This is a genomic window from Pseudoduganella violaceinigra DSM 15887 (assembly GCF_000425385.1).
Lineage (GTDB): Bacteria > Pseudomonadota > Gammaproteobacteria > Burkholderiales > Burkholderiaceae_D > Rugamonas > Rugamonas violaceinigra.
In genome coordinates this window covers 228,549-254,020 of sequence record NZ_AUDI01000001.1, presented here as the reverse complement: position 1 = coordinate 254,020, position 25,472 = coordinate 228,549, and the positions used below count along the sequence as shown (strand labels likewise).

Here is a 25,472-nt window from a genome sequence, read left to right as displayed (position 1 = left end):
GCGGGCGCCTTTTTCATTCCAGCAATAAAAGTCCCTCCTGGGGTCAGGAAGAAAAGTGGACATTTCCGGTTGGATAAAAATGTCCACTTTTCTTCCTGACCCCAGGGGGACAAAATAAAAAAGCGCCCGGAGGCGCTTGGGATCGGTTCCGCAGCAGTTGTCAGCCGTGCAGGCAGGTTTGCCAGGAATCCGTCACGTCGCGGATGGCGCGATCGTTGGCCATGATTTGCTTCAGCAGCTCGATCTTGCGTTGGCGGGCATCGCCCTGCAGCGGCGCTGTACCACCCATCAGCGCCACCGAAGCCGATGCGCACTGGTTCTCCATGCGGTCAAGCGAATCCCAGTCGCCGGATTGCGCGGCGCCCACCATCTGGCTGGTCAAACCGGCAATTTTTTCGTACGTAGCGAGGACTTGGGTCGAGGACATGTTTGAGCCTTCAATTCTGGGTGCGGAATTCCGCATGTCAGGATTAACGTCTGGCTCGGAAGGAACTTTAGGGTCTTTTTGAAAAAAAGTTGGGAAACTCAAAAAAGAACTCGTTGTTATCTTGTTAATCATTCTGCCGGCCCGCCGGCGCCACGCTTGCAGCGCCAGCTGGCAGTAAGGCAATCAGCGCAGGTTCAGACTGAAAAGCGGTTTGAACTGGCGTCCTTCCTGGCGCAAGGTGTCGCGGTCCATCACGTCGATTTGCACCAGCCGCACCATGACCACCTTGTTGCCGCCGTCTTCTGCGGCCTTGACCGCCTGGCCGTAGGCGCGGATGGCAACCGGGGCATAAGCGGACCTGGCCGCCGCCGCCAGTTGCGATAATTCGCCTTCCAGCGCGCGTGCAGCCGATTCGTCCGGAATTTCGTAGTTCAGGTCCTTGCGGCCGCCCATGTCGAAGGTCAGGTGATAGCTGCCGGTATCGGGCGCGTTGTCGCGGTCCTTACGCCAGCTGACATAGGTACTTGGCGCAATGTTGAAGCGCTCCAGTTCGACCGGGAATTGCTTTTTGGCCGCATCGTAGTGCTTGAGCTTGCCTTCAAACTCGAACATCACGAGGCGCTTGCCTTCGGCGCTCTTGATATTGCCGTCAATGGCGGGGGCAATCGTCTTCAGCAAATCCTGGCGTTTGAAGGTGTCGGCTTCGGCGCCGTATTCCGGGAAGAGCTGCTGGGCTACCACTTCATAGGCCGGTTTGGCCTTCGAGACGGCGTAATACAGGTAGGCCAGCTCGGTGCCGCCGTTGACCGTTTTGTATTCGGTCAGGGCGGTGTTCTGATCCAGCTTGGCGTCCCGTGTCGATAAGGCATAGGCTTCGCATTTCGGCGGGACGCGTTTGTATTCTGGCTTGGCCAGCATGATGCGCTGGCTGGCGTCTTCGGCCGATGCGGCATCGAGCAGCAGGGCATCGGCGGCAATCTGCTGCGCGCCGATCTTGGGAAGGCTGACCACGGCGTTGCGTCCCATATTACCCAGGTCGAGCTGGTAATTGACCGGGTCGATCAGGCATTTGAATTGGCTGTGCTGGGCAGCCAGCGGCGGAATCTCCGGCCCCACTTGCGGGCCGAGAAGATCAATCGGCCCCTTGGCGGCGACGGGCGCGGGCGCAACCGGCGGCGCTTCTTTTTTGCCGCAGGCGGACAGCAGCAGGACAGCAGCAACGGCGCTGCCTAAAATGGTGCGGGAAACTGGGAACGGGACAGCCATGGGAAAACCTTTCCTTTTTGGTGAGGAATGTCTTGATTACTTGTTCTTGATGCCGAAGCGCTTGAACAGTGAATTGAGCGGATTGACTACGGTGCTGCTGGCAGCTGCGGCTTCGGCGCGGAACTGCGCGTATTTCTGCGGATTCGGTTCGCCCCAGAAATCGCTGTCCGAGGTTTGCCGCATTTGCTGTTCGAACGTCGCCCAGTCCTGGCCTGGCGTGGTCTTGACACCGTTGGCGAAGATCATGCTTGGGTAGCCGTCCCGTCCGTACAGTGTGCGCATCAGCAATTGCAGGTCGGCACTTTGCTGCACGCCCAGGTCGCAGCTGCTGCCTGGCAGGTTGAAGTAGCCGCCGCTGCCGTTGACCAGCGTCTTGCGCCAGATATTGGCGTTATCGCGGGCGCACCAGATATTGCGGACCGTCGATGCGCGCGCATTTTCCTTGGGATTCAGCGTGCTGGGCAGGACGTAGACACTGGCGTCGACCTTGCTGCCGGCGGTGTTGAGCATGCGCTCGAATTTGATGCAGTACGGGCAATCGTAGGCGGACACCAGCAGCAGCTTGTTCTTGGCATTGCCCTGGTCAATCTTGATCAGCTTGTCGAAGCGGATATTCCGCATCATTTCCTTGAGCAGCTCGGTCTTTTCTTCCTGGCTGATCGGCTGCGGGTCGCGCACGGGCTGGCTCCATTCGGTGACGGTGACGTTGTCCGTAATCAGCATCAGGGTGACGGCATCATTGACGAACAGCACGGCCTGGCCGGGCCCGGTGTCCATGCGATACAGCCCGGTAATCAGCGTTTCCTGCACGGAGGAGGGCGAAAACGGCATGTTCTTGGCCTTCAGGCGCTCGGCAAGCACACTGCGTACGCTGCTCAGGTCGGCGTGGGCGGGAAGGGCGCAAGCACCCAGGGCGAGCGCCAGCGCCGCGATTCGCGCGCGCCGGGAGGGGGTAAATAACATGACTGTCCTTCGACCAGTAGGATTTGATAGAACCGCGCATGGCGCAGCGTGGGTAGTGTGAAAAATTCTATCAAAAATATAACGATTGTTTTTCAACAATTGTCACTTTTGGTCGTAAATGTGCGGGGACAGCGGGATTCGCAGGTGCTTCTACAAAAAAATTGCCGTTGCGCCCCCATCCCAAGGGCAGCAACGGCCAGAGTCAAGCGAGGCGGTTTAGTTGATCAGTTCGTCCAGGCCGGCACTCAGCTCATCGAGCGACGGCATCTGGTCGATCAGCGCATTCTCTTCCAAGCCAAGGCTCTCCGCCACGGCGGTCGGGTAGCAGACTGCAATCTCTTCCGGCGTCAGCTTGTTTTCGTCGACACGGGCGCGCCAGGCGGCCAAGTGGATCACCGCGGCCAGTTCGTTCTCGCCCGGATCGGGGATGGCGGAAATCGTGTCGGGGAAGGTCTGCGGGAATTTCCAGCGGCGGGCCAGTTCGGCGCCCACATCGGCGTAGGTGTAGCCGAGGGAGGCCATTTCGGTATCCAGACGGCGCGCATCCAGCGGACCCGCCACCTTATCGAGCGCCAGCGCCTGTTCCGGCATGCCGGCGTGGATCACCAGCTGGCCGATCGCATGCATCATGCCGATGGTGAAGGCGAGGTCGGTATTCTGTTTGCAGGCCTTGGCGATGAACTTGGCGCCCACGGCGGTGCGCAGGCTGTAGCGCCAGAATTGGCGCAAGTCCAGGCCCGGCACGGTTTTGAAACCGCTCACCAGGCCGGAGCTGATCACCAGGGTGCGCACGGTGACAAAGCCCAGCATCAGCACGGCATCTTCCACGGTGCCGATGGAGCGCGAGACATGGTAATAGGCGGAGTTTGCCAGGCGCAGCAGCTTGGCGCTCAGTACCGGGTCGGCCGACAGTTTCTTTGCGATTTCTTCGGTGGAGACGCTGGCCTTGTCGAAGCTGCTGATCAATTCGTCAACCACCTTGGGCGCGGTTGGCAACGCCGTTGGGTTCTGGAATAGGGCTTCGAGCTTCATGAAAGTCTCCTTTTGATAGGCATTGCTGTAGGTGAACTATATAGCGATTCCGAAGGGGAGTGCAGCAAGTTTTTGACATTCGTTGGCACAGCTGCACAGCATTCCCCGTTTTCTGCAGCTGGTCCCCGGAATTTGCAGTCTGTCGCATTTGGGCGGTGTCACCGGCCGGTTGCCGTTAGAGTTCAGCGTGGCTGATTCCGCCATTTAAAACGACTTCATAGGGATACAAAAAATGCAAGCATCGATTCGCGTGACGCCGCTCAAGTTGGCCCTTACCCTGGCCTTCTGTGGAGCCACACTGGGCCTGGCCCCGGCCATTGCCCAACAGGCAGAGCCGGCACCAGCCGCGCAAACGCAGGCCGCCGCCCCGTTGCCGGGCGACGATTTCTTTGGCCATGTGAACGCCGAATGGCTGGCCAAGACCCAGATTCCTGCCGACAAAGGCAGCTGGGGCGCCGGTTCGGCCCTGGGCGATGCGACCAATGAGCGCATCGTCAAGCTGATCGAAGAAACCGCCGCCAAGGCGCCGGTTGGCGACACCCGCCGCGTGACCGATTTCTACCGCAGCTTCATGGACGAAGCCGGAATCGAGGCGCACGGCCTGAAGTCGCTCAAGCCGGAACTGGAAAAAGTCGATGCCATCAAGGACAAGGCCGGCCTGGTGCGCGCCCTGGCCGCTTCGGTGCGCGCCGACGTGGACCCGCTGAACTCCACCAATTTCTACACCGAGAATCTATTCGGTATCTGGATCGCGCAAGGCCTGACGGACCCTAACCATTACACGCCGTACATCCTGCAAGGCGGCCTGGGCATGCCGGACCGCGCCTTTTACCTGGACGACAACCAGCGCATGCAGCAGCTGCGCACCGCCTACCAGGCCCACATTGCGGCCATGCTAAAGCTGGCCGGCTACAGCGAACCGGAAACCCGCGCCGCCCGCGTCTTCGAGCTGGAGCGCAAGCTGGCGCAAGCCCACGCCTCCCGCGAAGACTCGGCGGACATCCAGAAGGCCAACAACACCTGGACCCTGCGCGACTTCGCCGCCAAGGCGCCCGGCGTGGACTGGCGCGCCTTCTTCCGCACGGCGGGCCTGGGCAAACAGAACAAGTTCATCGTCTACCACCCGACCGCCATTACCGGCAGCGCAGCCCTGGTGAACGATATGCCGCTGCAGGCATGGAAAGACTTCCTGGCCTTCCACACCGTGAACCACTTCGGCGGCTATCTGCCGAAAGCCTTCGTCGATCAGCGCTTTGAATTCTACGGCCGCACCCTGAACGGCACGCCGCAGTTGTCGCCACGCTGGAAGCGCGGCCTGGGCGCCGTCAACGGCGCGCTGCCGGATGCCGCCGGCAAGCTGTATGTCGAGCGTTACTTCCCGGCCGAAGCCAAGGCCCGCCTGCAGACCATGGTGGCGAATATCGTCGACTCCTTCCGCAAGCGTGTCGATGCGCTGGACTGGATGGCGCCTGCCACCAAGAAGGAGGCCCAGGAAAAGCTGCGCACCCTGTACGTTGGCGTGGGCTATCCGGACAAATGGACTTCGTACGAAGGCCTGGAAATCAAACCTGACGACGCCATGGGCAACGCCCTGCGCGCCGAGCAGTTCCACTACAAGCAGCAGCTGGCCAAGCTGGGCAAGAAGGTCGACGCGACCGAGTGGTGCATGCCTCCGCATGTGGTGAATGCGGTGAACATGCCGATGCAAAATGCGCTGAACTTCCCGGCCGCGATTCTGCAGCCGCCGTTCTTCGACATGAAGGCCAGCGATGCGCTGAACTACGGCGCGATCGGCGCTGTCATCGGCCACGAGATCAGCCACAGCTTCGACGACCAGGGCGCGCAGTTCGACGCCAAGGGCCGCCTGCGCGACTGGTGGACCAAGGAAGACGGCGAGCACTTCAAGCAGGCCGCGGCCAAGCTGGTGGCGCAGTACGATTCCTATGAAGCCTTCCCGGACCTGAAGCTGAACGGCACCTTGACCCTGAGCGAAAACCTGGCCGACCTGGCCGGACTGGCGGCAGCGCTGGATGCCTACCACGTGTCCCTGGGCGGCAAAGCCAGCGCCGCGCAGGACCGCGACTTCTTCAACGGCTACGCCGCCAGCTGGGCCAACAAGTCGCGCGACGCGGCCCTGCGCAACCAGGTCATGACGGACGGCCACTCGCCGGCCAAGTGGCGGACCTACACCGTGCGCAACCTGGACGCCTGGTACCAAGCCTACGACGTGAAGCCGGGCCAGAAGCTGTACCTGGCTCCGGAACAGCGCGTGCGCGTCTGGTAAAGTAGGAGGATGGACGACATCGAGCAGATCACCCGCCGCACGCTGGAACATTACGAACGCAATGCGCAAGCTTTCCTGGAGGGCACGCGCGACCACGACGTAAGCCAGAACATCGCGGCGCTGCTCGATGCGATCGAAGGGACAGCGCCGTTCCGCATTCTCGACCTCGGTTGCGGCCCTGGCCGCGACCTGCGCACTTTCAAATCCCTTGGGCATGCGCCGGTTGGCCTGGACGGCTCCGCCCATTTCGTCGAAATGGCGCAGCGCTGGAGCGGCTGCACCGTGTGGCAGCAGGACTTCGTGGCGCTCTCGCTGCCGGAGTCTGCATTCGACGGCGTTTTCGCCAACGCCTCCCTGTTCCACGTCCCCAGGGCCGCCTTGCCGGATGTGCTGGCGCACCTGCATGCGACCCTGAAACCGCGCGGCGTGCTATTCAGTTCCAATCCGCGTGGACATAACGAAGAAGGCTGGAACGGCCCACGCTACGGCTGTTACTACGATTTCGATACCTGGTCCGCTGTCGTGAGCGCGGCCGGCTTTGAATCCATCACGCACTATTACCGCCCCGCAGGATTGCCGCGCGAACAGCAGCCATGGCTGGCTTCTGTCTGGCGTAAGCGTTAATTATGTTAGCTCGCGAACAGTAGGCCCGGCTGCCTGTTCGTATTATTTGCTCGTCGCACTTTTTTAACGAGGAGCGCATTATGAACAAGGACCAAGTGAAGGGTAAGGCGAAGGAAATCGGCGGCAAGATCCAGCAGGAAGCCGGCGAACTGGTGGGCAGCTCGAAACAGCAGGTGAAGGGTGTTGCCAACCAAGTGGAAGGCAAGCTGCAGAAACAGCGCGGCGACCTGCGCGAAGCCATCGATGACGCAACGGACGAACTGATCGACCGCGGTAACCGTCAATAACGCTTCCGCAATGGCCGGTGCTTGCAGCTTGCACGCCGGCCATTTCTTTTGCCATTTCCAATTCAGGTTGACAGTGACTGGCTCCACCTAGAGTCAGCGGGGCCAGGGCCTGACCCCGGGATTGGCTTGCGCGACTATTCCTCGCCCGCCGGTATGCCGAGCGGGAACATATGACGGTACGGCTTGGCCTCTTGCCAGCAACGGGCAAACGATGGCCGCTCGCGCAGCCGGCGCAGGTAGGTCATCACATTCCCATGCTTTGCCGCGATCGGGTGCGACCAGTGGGCATACAGCAGGAAGGGCGCCGCGGCACAATCGGCCATGCTGAATTCCGCTCCCGCCGCCCAAGTACGGGTTGCCATCACTTTGTCCAGCCACGCATATGCCGTATCGAGCTTGCGCCGTGCCTCGGCAACACCGTATGGATCGCGCTCGCCGTCCGGCCGCAGGACATCGGCCACCAGTTTCTGCTGCGGCGTGGCGATATGGTTGTCGAAGAAGCGGTCCATCATGCGCACTTCCAGCGCCGCCTTGGGATCGGACGGCAGCAGTCTTGCCGGGCCGGGATAGTGGAGCGCCAGATGTTCAATGACGATGCTGGCCTCGACAATCATACGCTCGCCGTCCAGCAGGATAGGGAACTTCTGGATCGGCCACATTTCTGCAAACTGCTGGTAGTTGTCGCCATGGTCCGGCGACAGCATGCGGTATTCGAACGGCGTGCCATTCTCATACAGCGCAATCAGCGCCTTCATGGAGTAGGAGGAGAGGGGATGGTAGAACAGTTGCAGGGACATGTTGCCTCCGTCGTTGGTATTTGAGCGTACCATGACGACGAATGGGCTCCCGATAAATCGACAGGCGGCTTACTTCATCAGCATCAGTGCGGCAAGCGACCCAATCAGGCAGGTGAAGCTCAATCCTGCAATCCAGTTAAGGATAATTCGAGACGCCCTTTGCTCGTCCTTTAGAAACGCAGTGATTTTGTGATTCATTGTGAGTCCTTTCACTCGATTCCAATAGTTTGACCGTTAGGCGGCTATTTGCAAGCAAGCTCAAGTGCAAAATGTACGATACATAGCAATGCGGCAGCAATTGCGAATGTGAATGCCGAAACACACAGCAAGCGGTAATGAAGAAGCCAGGCGGCCATGGAATCTAGTTCGACCTTGGGTTCAAGAACCGGGAATAGAGCGCCCAATACGGCGAGCAGTCCTGAGAGAACCAGATTCAGGACATTGAAGAACAGGATGGGGCCAGCCCAAGCTGGCGGAATGTTGGATTGCCACTGTACAAAAAGCTCAAAAGAAGAATTGGCGGAAAGCGCCACTGCGACCCAGCTAAGTTGGCCATCTTTGATAGTGTTGAGAATTCGAATTCGTGATGCAATCGGGGTGGCAGGCGTGCAGATTTTGCCGGCGATGAATAGAAGTGCCAGCGGGCCGAAAACAGGCAATAAGATGTTAATCGCGAACCAGCCCATTTCTCAAGCCTAATCCGGTCGGGAGAGCCATGGTTTGAGGTGCGGCAAAGAAAAAGCCCGCCGGCTTGCGCGGGCGGGCTGAGAGGGCGGGGCGCCTGGCCCGGCCTTATTCGGTTTCCGGCTTCAGGTTCTTGCGGAAGAAGGCGTCGATGTAGGTTTGCACGTGGCGCTTGGCCAGGCGGTTCGACACGCCGTGCTTGGCGCCCGGGTAGGTCATCAGCTCAAACTGCACACCGCGATTCACCAGCGCATCGATCATCTTGGTGGTGTTGGTGAACAGGACGTTGTCGTCCGCCATGCCGTGGATCAGCAGCAGTTTCGACTTCAGGCCGTCGACGTGGTAGAACACATTCGATTGCTTGTAGCCTTCCACATTGTCGCTCGGACGGTCCATGAACTGCTCGGTGTAGTGGGTGTCGTACAGGCCCCAGTCGGTCACCGGCGCGCCGGACACGCCGGCGGCGATCTTGTCCGAACCTTGCGACAGCAGGCGCAGGGTCATGAAGCCGCCGTAGCTCCAGCCGTACACGCCGATGCGCTTGGCGTCCACGAACGGCTGCTGGCCCAGCCAGTCGATGCCGGTCAGCTGGTCTTCCACTTCCACCTTGCCCAGGTTGCGGTAGATGGCGTCGGTGAAGGCGCGTTCGCGGCGCGACGAGCCGCGGTTATCCAGGCGGAAGACCACGTAGCCTTGCTGCGCCATGTACTGGTCGAACTGCCCGCCGTCCCAGCGGCGCGTCACGTGCTGCGAGTGCGGGCCGCCGTAGGTGGACAGGTAGACCGGGTACTTCTTGGACGCGTCGAACTTGTACGGCTTGATCATCGAGTAGTAGAGGGTCTGGCCATCCTTCGCCTTCATATTGCCGAATTCGACCGGCAGCAGGTCCGGCTTGTATTTGAAGTAAGGGTGCGACTCGTTGACCTTGTTTTCATCCAGCCAACTGACCAGCGTACCGTCCGGGCGGCGGATCGCCACCTGCGGTGGATTGGCAGGATCGGACCAGGTGTCCACGAACACTTCGCCATGCTTGGAGAAGGCGGCGTCGTGCCAGCCGTCGGCCTGGGTGATGCGTTTTGGCTTGTCAGCGGTGGAGCCGTCCAGCTTCAGCTCATACACCTGCTTGTCGTAAGCCGCGTCCTTGTTGGCGGATACATAGACCTTGCCGGTCTTCTCGTCGACCGCCAGCACATTGTCGAAGCCCCACTCGCCCTTGGAGATGGCGTGTTTCAGCTTGCCGTCCATGCCGTAGAGGTAGAGGTGGTTGCGGCCGGTGCGCTCGGACGACCAGATGAAGCCCTTGCCGCTTTCCAGGAAGCGCAGGTCGTCGCTGATGGTGGTCCAGGTGTTCGATGTTTCGGTCAGCACCGGACGCTGGGCCAGGGTGGCGGCATCGACGCCGATCAGTTCCAATGTTTTCTGGTCGCGCGACTGGCGCTGGAAGAACAGCGACTTGGCATCCTTGCTCCAGTCGGCGCGCACCAGGTAGATGTCCTTGTTGGCACCGAGGTCGATGTCGCGGATCTCGCCGCCGGCCGGCGACACGATCTTCAGGGCGACGACGGCGTTCTTGTCGCCAGCGGCTGGGTAGCGCTGTTCCACCACATCGGTGCGGTCGGCATAGATTTCGAAGCGGCGCGCCACCGGCACCTGCGCTTCGTCGTACCAGCGGAAGGCGATGGCCGAATCGTCCGGCGCCCAGTAGTAGCCGGTGAACTGGCCCATTTCTTCCTGCGCCACGAATTCGGCTTCGCCGTTATGTACGGTGCCCTTGCCGTCGGTGGTCAGCTGGCGTTCCTTGCCGGTGGCCAGGTCGATGACGAACAGGTTCTGGTCGCGGACGAAGGAAACATATTTGCCCTTCGGCGAAATCTTCGGATCGATCACGCTGCCGGCCGCCACCAGGCGCGCGTTGTCGGGCTTGGACAGGTCGACCAGATACAGGTTGCCGGCCAGCGGCACCAGCAACTGCTTGCCATCCGGCGACCAGCTATAGGAAATGATGCCCTTCAGCGCTGCGGTGCGGGCACGCTCGCGCAGCGCCTTTTCAGCGTCGGACAGGTTTTCAACAGGGACCAGCACTTTGGAATCGACCAGGCGGCGCGTGGTCTTGTCCTTCATATTGTATTCCCACAGATCCATCTGGTACTGGTCGTCCGGGCGGGCGCGCAGGAAGGTGACGCGGGCGCCATCGGGCGAAACTTTGAGGGCGCGCACACCGGGGCCGGAGAGGGCCGGGTCGGCGTGCAGGCGTTCCAATGTCAGGCGTTCGGCGGAAGCGGTACCAGCCGCCAGCAGGGCGACCAGGGTGAGGATCAAGCGCATTGTATGTCCCGTATGATTTATTAATGAACCGCAAGACAATACCAGAAGCGGCTCCCCTAGTTATTCGGAATAGGCGGTAATTCGCCGATTTTCCTTCGGTTCGAAACGGCGCATACTGGCGGCTCACTTCCGGGAGCCGACATGCTGACAAGGACACCTGCCATTCGTTTTGTGCTCGCACTGACGCTGTGCTGCGGGGCCGGGCAGGCGCTGGCGTCGCACCGGGGCAGCGGCGCAAGCAATCCGGCGCCGGACAAGGTGGGGCTGGTGGCCTTCGAGAACTCCGGAGCCAAGGTGGCGCAGGCCGATTTCCTGTACGGCCTGGCGCAGCTGCACAATTTTGAATACGCATCGGCCGCGGAAGCCTTCCGCCGCGCGCAGCAGGCCGACCCTGGCTTCGCCATGGCCTACTGGGGCGAGGCGATGAGCTACAACCACCCGGTCTGGTTCCAGCAGGATCTCAAGGCGGCGCAGGCTGCGCTGGTTCGCCTGGGCGCCACCCCTGCAGCGCGTCAGGCCAAGGCAGGTACGGCGCGCGAAAAGGATTACCTGCAGGCCGCCGAGATACTGTACGGCGAAGGCAGCAAGCATGAGCGCGATCGCCGCTATGCGTTGGCGCTGCAAGCGCTGCACGCCAAATATCCGGCCGATATCGACGCCACTTGTTTCTACGCGCTGGCGCTGCTGGGCACGTCCGACGCCGGGCGCCATTTGCCGACGTATATGCGTGCGGCGGCCTTGATGCAGGAGGTATTCGAACGCCATCCGCGCCATCCCGGCGCCGCGCATTACCTGATCCACTCGGTGGACGATGCGGTGCACGCGCCGCTCGGCCTGCGCGCCGCCCGCGCCTACGGCAAAATCGCGCCGGAGGCGGACCATGCGCAGCATATGACATCGCATATCTACCTGGCGCTGGGCATGTGGGACGAAACCGTGCGCGCCAACGAAACCGCGCTGCAGGTCCATTACAAGCAGCTGCTGGCCAGGAACGCCAGGGCGCGTGCGCCGGCCTGCGGCCACTACATCATCTGGCTGTCTTACGCCAAAGTGCAGCTGGGCCGCATGGACGATGCGCGCGCCATCATCGACAATTGCGCCGCACGCCTGCGCGAGGAAGCGCCGGCGACGGCGGAACAGCTGAAATACCATGAGAACAGCATGCTTGGCCTGGCCCAGATGCGGGCCCGCTACCTGATCGACGGGAACGGTGTGCCAGACCCCATTGCCGACCTGGCGCCGACTGCTGCCAAGTACAGCGGCGCCGCGCTGGTTTGGTCCGTGACGGACGCCTGGGTGGCCTTACGCGGCAGCCCGGAGAAAGCCGATGCGGCGGTGGCGCAGGCGCGCGAGGCCGCGCAGGCCTATCTGGCGGTCAAGCCGGGCGATGCGGACCTGGCGCCGGACCATGCGCGCTACCGCATTCCCGGCATTGAACTGGCAATGCTGGATGGCCAACTGGCCCTGCGCAAGGGCGAGCGCGAAGCCGCGCTGGCGCTGTTCCGCCAGGCTGCGCAGCAGGAGCTGGCGCTGGAAATGGACTTCGGCCCGCCAGTGCTGGTGCAGCCGGCCAACGAGCTGCTGGGAGAGGCCCTGCTGCAGCTGAAGCAGTCCGGCAATGCGCGCAAGGCCTTCGAAGCCGCCGGCGCGCTTGCCCCGGGCCGCAACGCGGTGCGCCAGGGCCTTGCGGCGGTGGACCTCATGCCCGCAGGCGCGTCAGCGACAAGCGGTGCAGGAACCAGGTGAGCAGGACGGCGGCTACCGTCAGGCCCAGCACGAGGCCGATCCAGAAGCCGGCAGCCGCCATTCCCTTCCACAGACCGAGCAGGCAGCCCAGCGGCAGGGCAAAGCCCCAGAAGGCCAGCAGCTGGATCAGCATCGGTCCGCGCGTCACCTTGTAGCCGCGGATGGCGCAAGCGGCCGCCACCTGCGTCGCGTCCGACAGCTGGAACAGCGCGGCGAACAGCAGCAGGGTGGCGCAAGTCGCCTGGACGGCCGCGTCGCTGGTGTAGGCGGCGGCGATCTGGTGGCGGAACAGGGCGATGAAGGCCGCCGACAGCACGGCGAACGCCAGCGACAGGCCCAGGCCGACCCAGGATGCAAGGCGGGCGCGCCGCGCATCGCCTTCCCCCAGCGCCTGGCCGACGCGCGTCACCATCCCGATGCCCAGGCTAAGCGGCACCATGAACACCAGCGAAGAAAAGTTCAGCGCGATCTGGTGCGCCGACTGCTCGATCACGCCGAAACGCGCCACCAGCAGCGCCACCGCGCCGAAAGCGCTCACCTCGGCAAAATAGGTCACGCCGATCGGCAGGCCAAGCTGCAGCATGCTGCGGATCTCCGGCCAGTGCGGCCAATCCCAGTGCGTGAAAGGGTAAGTGGCCCGGTAGGCGGGCGCCATGCGCATCCACACCAGCATCGCCCCGAGCATCAGCCACATGCAGATGCCGGTGGCCACCGCGCAGCCCACGCCGCCCATGGCCGGCAGGCCGAAATGGCCGAAGACCAGCAGCCAGTTCACTGCAATATTGAACGCCAGGCCGAGCAGGGCGATCACCATTACCGGCTTGGTCTGGTTGATGCTGGCGCTGTAGCCGTACAGCGCGCGGTAGCAGGCGAAGGGCGGCAGCCCGATGCTGATGATGTGGACGAACATGGCAGCGCGCTGGTTCACCTCCGGCGCCAACTGCAGATAGTCGAACAGCAGCGTCGCCAGGTTGGCCAGCAGCGCTGCGGCCAGGCCGACGCCCAGCCCTTTCCACAGACCCTGGCGTACCAGGTGCGGGATGCGCTGATGGCTGCCGGCGCCTACTTCATGCGCCACCAGGGTGTTCATGGCCATCATGGTGCCGACCACGGTCACCACCACGATGGACCAGATGGCGGCCCCGGTCGACACGGCCGCCAGCTCGGAAGCCTGGGTATGGCCGGTCATGGCCACGTCGGCCACCGCCATGCCGACTGTGGCTAGTTGTCCAATTAATACTGGCCAGGCCAATTTCCATAGTGCTGTTGCTTCTTTGCGTAGATTGGAGCGGGAAAACGTGGTCGGCATGTGACTTGCTGTAGGAATTTGTTACAAGGTAAGGTAGGCTAGCGGGCTTTGTACCGCGTTAAAACGCATAGAATGCCCGAATTACGGAGATTTTGTTTATGAAGAATACCCTGACTGCCGCTTTCCTGCTGGCTGCTTCCATTGTTGGCCAGGCCGCTTCGGCCGGAGAATTGCTGCTGTTTTCGCATGAAGACTTCCGCGGCGAACGCGTCACGATCGCCGACGGCGCCGCCAGCAACTTCACCGATTTCGGTTTTAACGATCGCGCTTCCAGTATCGTCGTGCGTTCCGGTACCTGGGAACTGTGCGAGCACAAGGACTTCGGCGGCCAGTGCGCCGTGTTCGAGCGCGGCGAATATCCGAACCTGCGCCAGTTCAACAATCAATTCTCGTCCGCACGTGAAATCCAGGGCGGCCGCCGCGATCGCGGCAACTCGGGCTACGGGTATGGCCGCGATGACCGCGATTACCGCGATTACCGCGACGAGCGCCGCGAAGAGCGTCGCGACGGCCGCTGGATGGAAGACCGCCGTGAAGAACGCCGCGACTACCGCGAACGCGGCGACGCCGTCGAAATGTATAACGACGTAGGCTTCCGTGGCCGCCACGTGGTTATCAATAACGACATGCATACCCTGCGCGACGTCGGCTTCAACGACAACGCCAACTCGCTGGTGATTAATTACGGTACCTGGCAGGTTTGCGAACATGCCGACTACGGCGGCCAGTGCCGTACCTATGGTCCGGGCCGCTATCCGAACCTGGAAGACTTCATCGACCGCATTTCTTCGATCCGCCGCGTACGCTGATTTTCCGCAGCAGACAGACCAGAGCGCCGCAAGGCGCTCTTTTTTTTATTGGCGCGCGTCGTTCTCCACCTTGTGACTTGATAGCGACACAATGCCTGTTTTTTGGGCGTCATTTTCGAATTGTGATAGTATTTCCATGCGGAAATCATGATTGTTATTTTGAGAATAATAATTCATGTCCTGCTACACAATCTGCGAATTTAATGACTAGGGAACAGAATGAAAATCAATAAGCTGGTATTGGCTGGTGCGGTGAGCATGGCGCTGGCTGCCTGTGGTGGCAGCGGCGGTAATTCTTCGACTGCGGACAATGCGCAGCCAGGCGTGCAGGCGCCGGCTACCGCTTCGTTCACGGGAACGGCTGCGGTCGGCGCCCCGTTGGTGGGCACTGTGACCGTCAAGGATTCGAAAGGCGCGACCAAGACCGTCACGATTGGCGCGAATGGCGCATACACGGTGGACGTTACCGGCATGACCGGCCCGTTTGTGTTCCGCGCCACCGGCGCGGCCAATGGCCGCATCTACACCGTGCACTCGGTCGCGACGAGCGCCGACGCCGCGGGCAAAATCAATATCACCCAGCTGACCGACCTGGTCGCCGCCAATGTGGGCGGCCAGTTGGCGCAAGACTATTTCGACCAGTTTGAAAAGAACAGCAATGCCGCGACCGCGACGTCGGCCGCGATCAACGCCGAAGTGGCGAAACTCAAGGAAAAGCTGCAGCCGATCCTGAGCGCGCTGGGTGTCGACGCCAACGCCGACCTGCTGCGCACCCCATTCACGCCATTGGCCAGCGCGCTCGACAGCGCATTGGATGCCATCCATGTGTCGGTCGATTCCAGCACTGCCGTGGCGACCATCAGCACCACGGCCAATGCCTCCGTCATCACGGACGATCTGAAGCAGAAGGCCGCCGCCGAAACCAATCCATCGAAGCTGGCAGCGGACAACATCAGCACCGCCACCACGGATGCCCCATTGATCAAAAAAGCGCTGACTGACTTTATCGGCCGGTTCGCCAACGGCATGCCGACGGCAGCGGCACTGACATCGATCGCCAGCACAGGCTTCCTGAACGATGGCATGAATGCCGAGTCCTTCTTCAGCTATCTGGTCACCGAAACGAGCCTGGCTGGCGCCTCCTTCACCGACGTGGAAGTCCTCAAGGTCGACTACAGCGATCCTGGAAAAATCATCGCCAACGTCTCGTTCACGGTGAAATCCAAGGACGGCCTGGTGCTGGACCGCCTGCAAAACTGGAAAGTTCGCAAGAGCCCGACCGACGGCGTGTGGCGCCTGTTCGGCAACCAGCGTACGCTTGAAGTGAACCTGTTTGCCGAGATGAGCAAGGTGGTCAGCGCCAGCGGTACCTGCTTCCGCTCCGGCCTCAATATCGACATTCAGGACCGCGACGTCACCAACAAGACCACTTCCGGCGTGATCGACCATCTCGTGGTTAAAGGTCCGGGCCTGCCAGAGAGCGGCCTGTCTTACAAATCCAACGGCTCGGGCGGTTGGCAAAACACGCTGAGCCAAGGGAACAGCTATGTCATGCGCAGCGACTGCCCCGGCCCGGTTTCTCCGTTGGGTGACGATGGCGTTACGCGCATTCCGGACAATTCCGCGTACGTCCTGACCGCCTTTGACTCGGCCAACAACAAGCTCAGTTTCGCCTCCGGCACCAATGACGGCACTTATGCCCTGAAAGTACAGCGCCGTCCGATGACGCTGGCAGAAGCCAAAGCCAGCACGGGCTTCCCAGTGTTTTCCGAGCAGACCATCGCCGCATTCGCCAGCTACAACGGCGGCACGCTTGCCATTGCCGGCAGCAATCTGAACCCGACCGACGCAGCGTGGGTCAAGCTGGTCACGGAAACCTCGCTGTCGAGCGGCAAGCACGATACGGGAATTTCCGTCATGCCAAGCGCATCCGGTGCATTCAGCACCAGCCTGCAACTGCAGCCGCTGCAACAAGGCGAGACCATGAAGTCGCGTAACTTGTGGGTCGATTCGACTGACATCTACCGCCGCAACTTGCAGACCCTGTATCTCCGCTAATTGGCGGGAGGGAAGGGGGCGGCCCCATGTGCGTCAACCCACTGCCGCCCCCAATCCTTTGCATACTGCGCCGCAGAGGGCGCTGAATTCCTTATGCAAAGGTTAGGGAAGGAAAATTCGTCCAGGACCGCCCCGGCTTCACGGGAAATGATGACCTGGGCGATGTAGCAGCCGTCGTCCCACCTGACCGGCTCGCAGTCGAGCGTAAAGCCCCGATACTTAATCGCGTTGTGGAATGCCATGATAGATGCGGTGTCGCCGTTTGACAGTCGTGCAACGCACGCTGAGTTCAAAAAAATGCCCGCGAGTGCGGGCACGGAATCCGCCAGCTGAAGGCGGGGGGTGTTCTGTGCTCGAGTCTTTTTACGTCCTGCTGCAGTTATGCAGAGCGACGATGAGCATTCAGGTCCCCTGCCTGTGAGGCGGGGGACGCTCCAACACTACTCAATACCGCACGTCAGACCGATTAACGCTGAAACATGCCGCGGCGTGCCAGATGCAGCATCAGCAGGCCAAGGCTAAGCAGCAGGATGCTTCTCGGTTCTGGCGTTTCGTTGCTGCCGCCACCGCAGGCTGGGTCGTTAGGGTCGGGGCATGGGCAATCGGCACCGACGCAAGGGCAGTTTGCCCCGACGCATGGGCAGGTAGGTCCGACGCAGGGGCAATTAGCGCCGACGCAGGGGCAATTAGCGCCGACGCAGGGGCAATTAGCGCCGAAGCAGGGGCAATCAGAGCCGACGCATGGTGCTGCCAGCGACAGATAGAAGGTGTCATGCCCACCCTGCGCATCGCTGACAGCCGCCATCAAGCCGATCCGGTTCATCCCATTAAAGTAGGCTTGCGCGGCTGCCGCTTGCGGAGCATCCAGACCGAACAGTTCGCCTGAATTACCAATGCCGTGAGCCGTCGAGGCGAAGGAAATCGGAGTGAACAGGCCAGAATTCCACAACGCGCCACCACTGGTGTCGTAGATTGTCATCACCATGTTGTCCAGGTTAATGCCATTCCCAGCTGGCTCGTCCGCATTGAATACGATGCGTGCGGAAGCGAAATCAGTCCAACCCAGATCGGTAATAGACCAAGTCTTGCTGAGGGCACCGCCCTGTGCATCGCCGGTCCGTACGTCGCTACTGCCGTTGTAGGAGACTGCGCCCGACGAGGTGCAGCAGCCCTTTCCGCTGTTATCCTTCAGCGTCAGCACTGTGCTGACGGCACCAATACCGGTACCACCTTGGGTGATCGGCCCCAGATAAATCAACGACGCATGAGACGAATACGATGCAATCGCCAACGCCGCACCCAGCAATGCTTTTCCCAGCAATTTTATAGCTTTCATGGCATCCCCCAACGAGTTGAACTGCACACGAGTGGGGTGCATAAAGCATGCCTATCAGTGGCACCAACATGCAATCAAGTAGTTACACTCAGCAGTAGGTTTTTCCAGCGGATGAGTGTAAGAATTTTCGACATTAAATATGTTCCCCGCTGCTAACGAGTGCAGGAAATCTCATAACATTGCCTTGGTTTTTGACGCACGATTCAACCAATCCGGACCTGCCGCCGCATCGACTGATTTCCTGCTACGCTATGCTTTCCTGCATCGGAGGGCATGGCGTGGAATACAAGGATTACTACGCAACGCTGGGCGTCGCCAAGACTGCCAGTGATGATGAGATCAAGAAGGCTTACCGTAAGCTGGTCCGTAAATATCATCCGGACGTCAGCAAGGAAGCCGATGCGGATGCGCGCACCAAAGAACTCAACGAAGCCTACGGCGTGTTAGGTGACGCCGAAAAACGCGCCGCCTATGATTCACTGGGCAGCGGCCAATACCGGGCAGGCCAGGAATTCCACCCGCCACCCGACTGGGGCGCAGGCTTCGGCGGCGGCAGCGCCGAAGACTTCTTCGCCGACTTGTTTGCCAACGTCGGCGGACAGCGCAACCGCCGCCAGGGCTTCCGCATGCGCGGCGAGGATATTCACGCTGTCCTGGAAATCAGCCTGCAGGACGCATACCTAGGCGCCCAGCGCGAGATATCCCTGGGGCGCCAGCGCAACCTCAAGGTCAGCATTCCTCAGGGCGTCACGGCCGGGCAGCAGTTGCGCCTGGGCGGGCAAGGCCAGCCTGGCATGAACGGCGCCGAGGCGGGCGATCTGTATTTGGAAATCGCCTTCCAAGCTGATGAGCGCTATCGCGTGGAAGGGCGCGATGTTTATGAAAAAGTACCGATTCCGCCCTGGTCGGCGGCGCTGGGCGGCGAGCGCGAAATCCTTACGCCTTCGGGCCGCGTGACCGTGACGGTGCCGCCGGGGTCGCAGGGCGGCCGCAAGCTGCGCCTGAAGGGGCGCGGCATTCCCGCCGCCAGCAGTTCGGGCACGGCGGGTGATCTTTACCTGATACTGGAAATCTTTGCCCCGCCGGCCGATACGCCTGCGCGGCGCGCACTATACGAACAGATGCAACGCGAAATGGGAGGATGAGCGATGCCTACTGAAGAGATTGTGGAAGGTGTGCCGTTGGAGTTTCAGGCACTCACACTGGATGAGCTGGCGCGTGCCTGTGCCGTCGAGCCGGAATGGGTCGTACACCATGTGCAGCGCGGCATTCTTTTTGGCCGAGAAGGAACGACTATTGAGTCATTGCAATTCACCAGCGTGGACCTGGGGAGGGCGCGTCGACTGGCCCAGCTGGAGAGAGACTTCGATGCGGATGAAGATCTGGCGGCGCTGGTGGTGGACTTGTGCGACGAGGTGCGCCGCCTGAAGTCACGCCTGCACGCCGCCGGCGCAGCCTAGGGCTGCTGGTCACGGCCACCGCGCTTGCCGCGGTTGCTGTCCTCTTCTTCCTCATCTTCGTCCATCAGCTCTTCGCGGCCGCCCTGGCGCTGGCCTTGCCCGCCACCGCTCTGCTTGTTGCTGCCGCGGTCCGATTGCTGGTTGCCTCCGGTCAGGTTTTCGCGCTGACCTTCCTGCGTGTTGCCGCCGCTCCCCTGGCCGGCCTGGCTGCGCCAATCATCGGACTGCTCACTATCCTTGCGTGGTGCCATGATCGCTCTCCTTTGTCGTTGAAGCGGAATTCATGCTAGGCCGATGCCTGGCCTGCGCCTGTAGGCGTACGCCGCGCTGTCCTGTAGGAGCATTTAGAAAGCGTCGCGCGGCAGCGTATGGTCGATCTCGACGAATTTCTGGCGCAGCCATTTGCCGGCTGGTCCCAATTCGTCGTCGCCGCGGTGGATCGCAAATAAGGGATACTCAAGCTCGCTGCCTTCCTGCGTCTGCAAGCGCACCAGGCGGCCTTCGGCCAAGTCGCGCAAGACCATATGCTCGGGCATATTGCCCCAGCCCAGGCCGCCCACCAGCAGGGCGTGTTTGGAACCCAGGTCGCCCAGCCGCCAGTCGCGCAAGCCCAGCACGCCGAAATCGCGGCCTTCCGTGAGCGGGCTGCGGTCGGTCACGACCAGTTGCAAGTGCTCGCGCAGGACCGCGGTCGGGATCGGCGCAGCTTCGCGCGACAGCGGATGCAGGGGCGAGCAGACCGGCATCATCTTCACGAAGCCGGCCGCGTGGCGCTCGATATTCACGGGCGCGGTGGCGGCCATGCCCGCCACGCCGAGATGGCAGCGGCGCTCCGCCACCATCTGCGCCACCATGCCCAGCGCTTCCGTATGCAGGCGCAAGGAGACGGTGGGGAATTCGCGCTGGAAGTGTTCCAGTGCGCGCACCAGCACGCAGGCCGGGAACATCACGTCCACCACCACCGACAGTTCCGCTTCCAGTCCCATGCCCAGCGCCTTGGCGCGTGAGCGCATGCTGTCCACCCTGGTCGCCACAGCGCGGGCGTCGGCCAGCAGGGCCTTGCCCGCTTCGGTCAGGGTCGGTTTGCGCTTGCTGCGGTCGAGCAGCTCGATATCGAGCTGTTCTTCCAGGTTGGCGACGGTGTAGCTGATCACCGACTGGGTACGGTGCAGGGCGCGCGCGGCATGGGCGAAGCCGCCATGGTCGACGACGGCGATGAAGACGCGCAACTGGTCTAGGGTGGGCAGGCCGGGATCTCGCATGATCTAGAAAATCGATAATTTCTATCGTTATAAAACCTATTTCATCGATATTAAACCCGATCTAAGATGGTTGCAATCAACAACTACTTCCTGGAGCACCAAGATGGCAAACGTTCTCTACATCAATAGCAGCGTACGCAATGCAGGTTCGCTGTCCCGCCAGCTGTCGGCCGAATTCATCGCCAAGTGGCAGGCCGCCAACCCCGCCGATACCGTGATCGAGCGCGACCTGGCCAGCAACCCCGTGCCGCACCTGACCGAGCAGATGATGGGCGCCTTCTTCACCCCAGCCGACGCGCGCAACGCCGAGCAGGCCCAGACCGTGAAATTGTCCGATGCCCTGGTGGATGAACTGATTGCCGCCGACGTGATCGTCATCGGCGCCCCGATGTACAACTTCTCCGTGCCTTCCTCGCTGAAGGCCTGGATCGACCATGTGGCCCGTGTTGGCCGCACCTTCCAGTACACCGCCAACGGCCCGCAAGGCCTGTTGAAAGACAAGAAAGTCTATGTGTTCACCGCCAGCGGTGGCGCGTACAGCGAAGGCGCTGCCGCCGCTTTCGACCACCTGACCACTTTCCTGCGCACGGTGCTGGGCTTCATCGGCCTGACCGACGTCCAGTTCATCCGCGCTGAAGGCGTGGCGATGGGCGAGCAGGCGGTGGCTGCCGCCGTGGCCAAGAGCCGCAAGTCGATCGAAGAACTGATCGCCGCGTAAAGATCCACCTTCGGAAATCAAGTGGAACTTGGGCAGCACCGGCCCGCCGGCCGTGCTGCCTTTTTTTGATTTGGTATGATGTCGAAATGAAACGACGCTACCACTTGCTCATCATCGACCCGCAGAATGATTTCTGCGACCTGCCACCTCCAGCCGCACCGGCCTTGCCGGTACCGGGCGCCCACCAGGACATGCTGCGGCTCGCCAGCCTGATCGAACGGGGCGGCGCTGGATTGTCCGAGATTACCGTCACGCTCGACTCGCACCACCGCTACGATGTGGCGCACCCGACCTTCTGGCGCACCGCCGATGGCGCCGCGCCAGGTCCGTTCACGCAGATTGCCGCCGCCGATGTGCGCGCCGGCCGTTTCCAGCCGCGCGACGCAGGCGCCTTGCCGCGCGTGCTTTCCTACCTGGACGAACTGGAAGCCGCGGGCCGCTACCAGCTGATGGTCTGGCCGGTGCACTGCGAGATCGGCAGCTGGGGCCACAATGTGCACGACGCCGTGCGCGCTGCCTACAATGCCTGGGAAGAAGCGCGCCACGCCGTGGTGGCCAAGGTCGGCAAGGGCGCCAATCCATGGACCGAACACTATTCCGCTGTCATGGCCGAAGTGCCGGATCCAGCGGATCCGGCCTCGCAGTTGAACAAAGAACTGATCGCCAGCCTGTCGCAAGCCGACACCATCTACATCACCGGCGAAGCCGGCAGCCATTGCGTCAAGGCGACCACCGAGCATATTGCAGACCACATCGACCCGAGCAAGCTGGTGCTGGTGACCGACTGCATGAGCCCCGTGAGCGGCTTTGAAGCGCAATACCATGGCTTTGCCCAGGAAATGCAGCGCCGCGGTGCGCGCCTGGCCACTTCCGCCGAAGTGCTGCCTGAATTAATGGCCAACGCGGAGAAATAAACAATGATTCCAGTCGTCCGCAGCCTGCTCGAAACAGACCTGTACAAATTCACCATGTGGCAGGCTTTGCTGCATGGGCACCCAAACGCGCACGCCGAATACGAATTCGTGTGCCGCAACCAGACCAGCTTTCCGCTGTCGGAGCTGAAAGAAGAAGTCGAAGCCCAGCTCGACCAGCTGTGCAGCATGTCGTTCGCCGAGGACGAGCTGAATTACCTGCGCTCGCTGCGCTACATCAAGAGCGACTTCGTTGATTTCCTGGCGCTGTTCCGCTTCCAGCGCAAGTTCATCGACGTGCGCGCTGAGGGCGGCACCCTGATGATCCGAGCCTCAGGACCGCAGGTGCATGTGATGGCCTTCGAAATCTTCGTGCTCTACATCGTCAATGAACTGTACTTCCGCCGCGTTGGCACGCCGGCTGCGCTGGAAGAAGGGCGCAAGCGCCTGGGCGACAAGATCGCCCAGCTGAAGGATTTCGGTACCGAGGCAGCGCTGCGCCATCCCTTCGATTTTTCGGACTTCGGCCTGCGCCGGCGCTTTTCCGCTGCCTGGCACGATGAAGTCGTCGAGCGCCTGTCGCGCGAAGTGCCGGAATTCTTCAAGGGCACTTCCAACGTCTACATCGCGAAGAAATACGGCCTGATTCCGATCGGTACCATGGCCCACGAATACATGCAGTCCTTCCAGGCCTTTGGCGTGCGTCTGCGCGACTTCCAGAAAGCGGCGCTGGAGAGCTGGGTGCAGGAATACCGGGGCGACCTGGGTATCGCACTGACCGACGTGGTGGGCATGGACGCCTTCCTCAACGACTTCGACCTGTATTTCGCCAAGCTGTTCGACGGCTTGCGTCACGATTCCGGCGATCCTGTGTTGTGGGGCGAAAAGGCCATTGCCCATTACAAGGCCCTGCGCATCGACTCCAATACCAAGCGCCTGGTGTTCTCGGACGGCCTGAATTTCGACACCGCTGTCCACCTGTACCGCCATTTTGCCGACCGCATCATGGTGGGCTTCGGCATCGGCACCTGGCTGACCAACGATGTCGGCATCAAGCCGCTGAACATCGTGATGAAGCTGATTCGCCTGAACGGGCAGTCGGTCGCCAAACTCTCCGATTCGCCCGGTAAAACGCTGTGCAAGGACGAGACCTTCCTCGCCTACCTGCGCCAGGTGTTCAACCACGAAGCCACCTAACGGCACAGCGGCTGAGGCGTCAAGGCGCCAACTCCGTGACCTGGTCGTTGTAAGCCACCGGAACCCAGCGGAAGGCGTCGCCGTCCTTGCGCAAGTGGCCCATGCCGGGGAATGAGAAATGCGGCGAGGCCACCAGTACGCCGCTGGCCGCCGCTTCTTCAAACAGCTTGCGGCGTTCGGCGGCGGCTTGCGGTTGCTCGCTGTCGTAAGCAATCGTGATGGCGGGATGCGCTAGCTGGACTTCGGCTACATGCACGGTGTCGCCCCAGAACAGCATGCGATGGCCTTTGCTCTCGACCAGATAGGCCGTATGGCCGGGCGTATGCCCCGGCACCGGCCGCGCGCTGATGCCCGGCAGGACTTCCCCGCTCTCCGGCAGGTAGTTGATGCGGCCCGCATCGGCATACGGGCCGACGGTGGCCTTCGGCGCCGGCTGGTTCATCCAGTGCGCAACTTCACGGCGGTCCACATACACCAGCGCATTCGGGAACAGGCGCTTGCCGCCGATGGACAGGCCGCCCGAATGGTCGCCGTGAATGTGTGTCAGCAAGACTGCATCGATCTGTTCCGGCTTGTAGCCTGCGGCGGCGAGGTTGGCCAGCAGGTGGCCGCTGCTGGCGCCGAACAGTTCGCCCGCGCCGGTATCGACCAGGACGCGCTGTTTTCCGGTATCGACCAGGTAGACGTTGATCGACAAGGGCAGGGTGTCGTGCAAATGATTGGCGCGCAACTCCTTTCGGGCTGTTTCCGCATCGCTCAGAATGGTTGTGACGTCGCGCTGCGCAACGCCGTCGGACAGTGCGGTGACTTTGAAGTCGCCCAGTGTCGCGCGATAGAAGCCGGGCGCCTGTTCGGCGGCCTGCAGAGGTGCTTGTGCGGCAACGGCAAGCAGGGCGGCGGCGATGATTCGTTTCAAGGCAATCTCCAGTTGGGTGGTTGATGATTGCCATTGTGAGCGCCGTAGACATATACTTGAAATCAATCGTTAATATTCGACGTATAAGTAATATGGATATGAGGCCGTCCGACCTTGCGTTGCTGGTTTCCCTCAACGCCCTGCTGGAAGAAAATAATGTGACACGCGCCGCTGCGCGCCTGCATATCAGCCAGCCCGCCCTGTCGGCCCAACTGGCGCGCCTGCGCGAATTGTTTGGCGATCCGCTGCTGGTGCCATCCGAAAGCGGGCGGGGTATGGTACCGACGGCACGCGCGCTGGCGTTGCGCGACGGATTGCGCGATTCGCTGCGCCAGCTTGAAACCGCCGTGCGCGACCCCGAAACTTTCGATCCAGCGCGGGCCGAGCGCACTTTCAGGATAGCCGCGAACGACAATGTGGTGACGATGTTCGGTATTGAGCTGGCGCGCCGCATTGCCGCCATTGGTGGGGACGGTTTGCGCTTGGCTTTCTGCGAGCCGAATCTTGACGGCATCGTAGCTCGGATGGCGCGCGGTGAGCTGGACCTGCTCATCGGCGCGGCGCAAAATATGCCGCCGGCGCTCAAGGCTGTCCCGCTATCCAGCGAGCGCTATGTGATGGCGCAGCGGCACGGCCATCCGCGCGGCACGCGCGCGCCGACGCTGAAGCAGTTCTGTGCGCTGGGGCATGTGATGGTATCGGCCAGGGGCGATTTCCACAGTTTCCTCGACCAGAAATTGAAGGAGACGGGCCACCAGCGCCGCGTGGCGATATCCGTGCCGCACTACAACCTGGTGCCGGCGATCCTGGCCAATACGGATTATGTGTGCACCTTGCCCCTGCGCTTCCTGCAGCGCTTCAGCGGACAGCTGGAGATCTTCAAGCTGCCCTTCGAGCTGCCGCAGTTTCCCATCGCAATGGCATGGCATCCGCGCAGCGAGCATGACGCTGCGCATCGCTGGCTGCGCGAGCAATTGAAATCGGTTGAACTGTAGTTTATTGGAGCGTGCACCCCAAACGCGGCGGCGTAGTTAGCTTACCAAGTTCGTTGTTCGGAACTG

At 61.6% G+C, this 25,472-nt stretch carries 24 protein-coding genes; 12 read left to right on the top strand and 12 right to left on the bottom strand.

Translation table 11 applies throughout. The features are described 5' to 3' along the window. Positions 1-160: 160 nt before the first annotated feature. The 4 genes from H597_RS0101225 to H597_RS0101210 all read right to left on the bottom strand — a co-directional run bounded on the left by H597_RS0101225 (position 161) and on the right by H597_RS0101210 (position 3,688). Positions 161-427 (bottom strand): flagellar protein FliT, encoded by a 267-nt coding sequence (locus H597_RS0101225; RefSeq protein ID WP_028100519.1) that lies wholly within the window; start codon positions 425-427, stop codon positions 161-163. 183 nt (positions 428-610) lie between these two features. Beyond that, a complete protein-coding gene (locus H597_RS0101220; protein ID WP_028100518.1) occupies positions 611-1,693 on the bottom strand; it encodes a hypothetical protein in 1,083 nt (360 codons plus the stop codon). 36 nt (positions 1,694-1,729) lie between these two features. Beyond that, positions 1,730-2,656: a thioredoxin domain-containing protein gene (locus H597_RS0101215; RefSeq protein ID WP_028100517.1), complete on the bottom strand. Its 927-nt coding sequence runs from the start codon at positions 2,654-2,656 to the stop codon at positions 1,730-1,732. Positions 2,657-2,872: 216 nt separating this feature from the next. Then, a complete protein-coding gene (locus H597_RS0101210; RefSeq protein WP_028100516.1) occupies positions 2,873-3,688 on the bottom strand; it encodes an HDOD domain-containing protein in 816 nt (271 codons plus the stop codon). Between the two features lie 232 nt (positions 3,689-3,920). Here H597_RS0101210 and H597_RS0101205 point away from each other — a divergent pair, with 232 nt between their 5' ends. From H597_RS0101205 to H597_RS0101195, 3 genes are all read left to right on the top strand, one after another. Continuing rightward, complete coding sequence (locus tag H597_RS0101205; protein WP_051293439.1) at positions 3,921-5,972, top strand: M13 family metallopeptidase; 2,052 nt, start codon at positions 3,921-3,923, stop codon at positions 5,970-5,972. 9 nt (positions 5,973-5,981) lie between these two features. Beyond that, complete coding sequence (locus H597_RS0101200; RefSeq protein WP_028100514.1) at positions 5,982-6,596, top strand: class I SAM-dependent methyltransferase; 615 nt, start codon at positions 5,982-5,984, stop codon at positions 6,594-6,596. 80 nt (positions 6,597-6,676) lie between these two features. Beyond that, a complete protein-coding gene (locus H597_RS0101195; protein ID WP_028100513.1) occupies positions 6,677-6,883 on the top strand; it encodes a CsbD family protein in 207 nt (68 codons plus the stop codon). Positions 6,884-7,017: 134 nt separating this feature from the next. On the opposite strand, the gene H597_RS0101190 is transcribed toward H597_RS0101195, so the two are convergent. The 3 genes from H597_RS0101190 to H597_RS0101175 all read right to left on the bottom strand — a co-directional run bounded on the left by H597_RS0101190 (position 7,018) and on the right by H597_RS0101175 (position 10,689). Continuing rightward, a complete protein-coding gene (locus tag H597_RS0101190) occupies positions 7,018-7,680 on the bottom strand; it encodes a glutathione S-transferase family protein (RefSeq protein ID WP_028100512.1) in 663 nt (220 codons plus the stop codon). 242 nt (positions 7,681-7,922) lie between these two features. Next, positions 7,923-8,366: a hypothetical protein gene (locus H597_RS0101180; protein ID WP_028100511.1), complete on the bottom strand. Its 444-nt coding sequence runs from the start codon at positions 8,364-8,366 to the stop codon at positions 7,923-7,925. 106 nt (positions 8,367-8,472) lie between these two features. Then, positions 8,473-10,689, bottom strand: a complete 2,217-nt coding sequence (locus H597_RS0101175; RefSeq protein ID WP_028100510.1) for a S9 family peptidase — start codon at positions 10,687-10,689, stop codon at positions 8,473-8,475. A gap of 141 nt (positions 10,690-10,830) precedes the next feature. Between H597_RS0101175 and H597_RS0101170 the strand changes: the two genes are divergently transcribed. Continuing rightward, positions 10,831-12,435: a tetratricopeptide repeat protein gene (locus H597_RS0101170; protein ID WP_154667897.1), complete on the top strand. Its 1,605-nt coding sequence runs from the start codon at positions 10,831-10,833 to the stop codon at positions 12,433-12,435. Here the strand turns inward: H597_RS0101170 and H597_RS0101165 are convergent. Further along, complete coding sequence (locus tag H597_RS0101165; protein WP_028100508.1) at positions 12,389-13,744, bottom strand: MATE family efflux transporter; 1,356 nt, start codon at positions 13,742-13,744, stop codon at positions 12,389-12,391. The genes H597_RS0101170 and H597_RS0101165 overlap by 47 nt on opposite strands. 98 nt (positions 13,745-13,842) lie before the next feature. On the opposite strand from H597_RS0101165, the gene H597_RS0101160 reads away from it, so the two are divergent. Together H597_RS0101160 and H597_RS0101155 are read left to right on the top strand one after the other, a co-directional pair. Further along, complete coding sequence (locus H597_RS0101160; protein WP_028100507.1) at positions 13,843-14,553, top strand: beta/gamma crystallin family protein; 711 nt, start codon at positions 13,843-13,845, stop codon at positions 14,551-14,553. A gap of 219 nt (positions 14,554-14,772) precedes the next feature. Further along, complete coding sequence (locus H597_RS0101155) at positions 14,773-16,611, top strand: hypothetical protein (protein ID WP_028100506.1); 1,839 nt, start codon at positions 14,773-14,775, stop codon at positions 16,609-16,611. 466 nt (positions 16,612-17,077) lie between these two features. On the opposite strand, the gene H597_RS34565 is transcribed toward H597_RS0101155, so the two are convergent. Beyond that, positions 17,078-17,947 carry a hypothetical protein gene (locus H597_RS34565; RefSeq protein WP_154667896.1) on the bottom strand — a complete coding sequence of 290 codons (870 nt, stop codon included), beginning with the start codon at positions 17,945-17,947 and terminating at the stop codon, positions 17,078-17,080. 278 nt (positions 17,948-18,225) lie between these two features. On the opposite strand from H597_RS34565, the gene H597_RS0101140 reads away from it, so the two are divergent. Next, positions 18,226-19,092, top strand: a complete 867-nt coding sequence (locus tag H597_RS0101140) for a DnaJ C-terminal domain-containing protein (RefSeq protein ID WP_028100503.1) — start codon at positions 18,226-18,228, stop codon at positions 19,090-19,092. Positions 19,093-19,095: 3 nt separating this feature from the next. Beyond that, positions 19,096-19,407, top strand: a complete 312-nt coding sequence (locus H597_RS0101135; RefSeq protein WP_028100502.1) for a chaperone modulator CbpM — start codon at positions 19,096-19,098, stop codon at positions 19,405-19,407. Here H597_RS0101135 and H597_RS0101130 read toward each other — a convergent pair. Both H597_RS0101130 and H597_RS0101125 read right to left on the bottom strand, forming a co-directional pair. Next, positions 19,404-19,658, bottom strand: a complete 255-nt coding sequence (locus H597_RS0101130) for a hypothetical protein (protein ID WP_028100501.1) — start codon at positions 19,656-19,658, stop codon at positions 19,404-19,406. The two genes, H597_RS0101135 and H597_RS0101130, sit on opposite strands and share 4 nt — an antisense overlap. 93 nt (positions 19,659-19,751) lie before the next feature. Then, on the bottom strand, positions 19,752-20,669 hold the full coding sequence (locus tag H597_RS0101125; RefSeq protein ID WP_028100500.1) for a LysR family transcriptional regulator: 918 nt from the start codon (positions 20,667-20,669) through the stop codon (positions 19,752-19,754). 103 nt (positions 20,670-20,772) lie between these two features. On the opposite strand from H597_RS0101125, the gene H597_RS0101120 reads away from it, so the two are divergent. From H597_RS0101120 to pncB, 3 genes are all read left to right on the top strand, one after another. Then, positions 20,773-21,387, top strand: coding sequence for an FMN-dependent NADH-azoreductase (locus H597_RS0101120; protein WP_028100499.1), 615 nt, complete (start codon positions 20,773-20,775; stop codon positions 21,385-21,387). Positions 21,388-21,473: 86 nt separating this feature from the next. Beyond that, a complete protein-coding gene (locus H597_RS0101115) occupies positions 21,474-22,301 on the top strand; it encodes a cysteine hydrolase family protein (protein ID WP_028100498.1) in 828 nt (275 codons plus the stop codon). Between the two features lie 3 nt (positions 22,302-22,304). Continuing rightward, positions 22,305-23,495: a nicotinate phosphoribosyltransferase gene (gene pncB, locus H597_RS0101110; protein WP_028100497.1), complete on the top strand. Its 1,191-nt coding sequence runs from the start codon at positions 22,305-22,307 to the stop codon at positions 23,493-23,495. A gap of 19 nt (positions 23,496-23,514) precedes the next feature. Here pncB and H597_RS0101105 read toward each other — a convergent pair whose 3' ends face one another. Next, positions 23,515-24,411, bottom strand: a complete 897-nt coding sequence (locus H597_RS0101105; RefSeq protein WP_229632064.1) for an MBL fold metallo-hydrolase — start codon at positions 24,409-24,411, stop codon at positions 23,515-23,517. Positions 24,412-24,503: 92 nt separating this feature from the next. Here H597_RS0101105 and H597_RS0101100 point away from each other — a divergent pair, with 92 nt between their 5' ends. Beyond that, positions 24,504-25,406 (top strand): LysR family transcriptional regulator, encoded by a 903-nt coding sequence (locus H597_RS0101100; RefSeq protein ID WP_035372839.1) that lies wholly within the window; start codon positions 24,504-24,506, stop codon positions 25,404-25,406. Positions 25,407-25,472 lie beyond the last annotated feature (66 nt).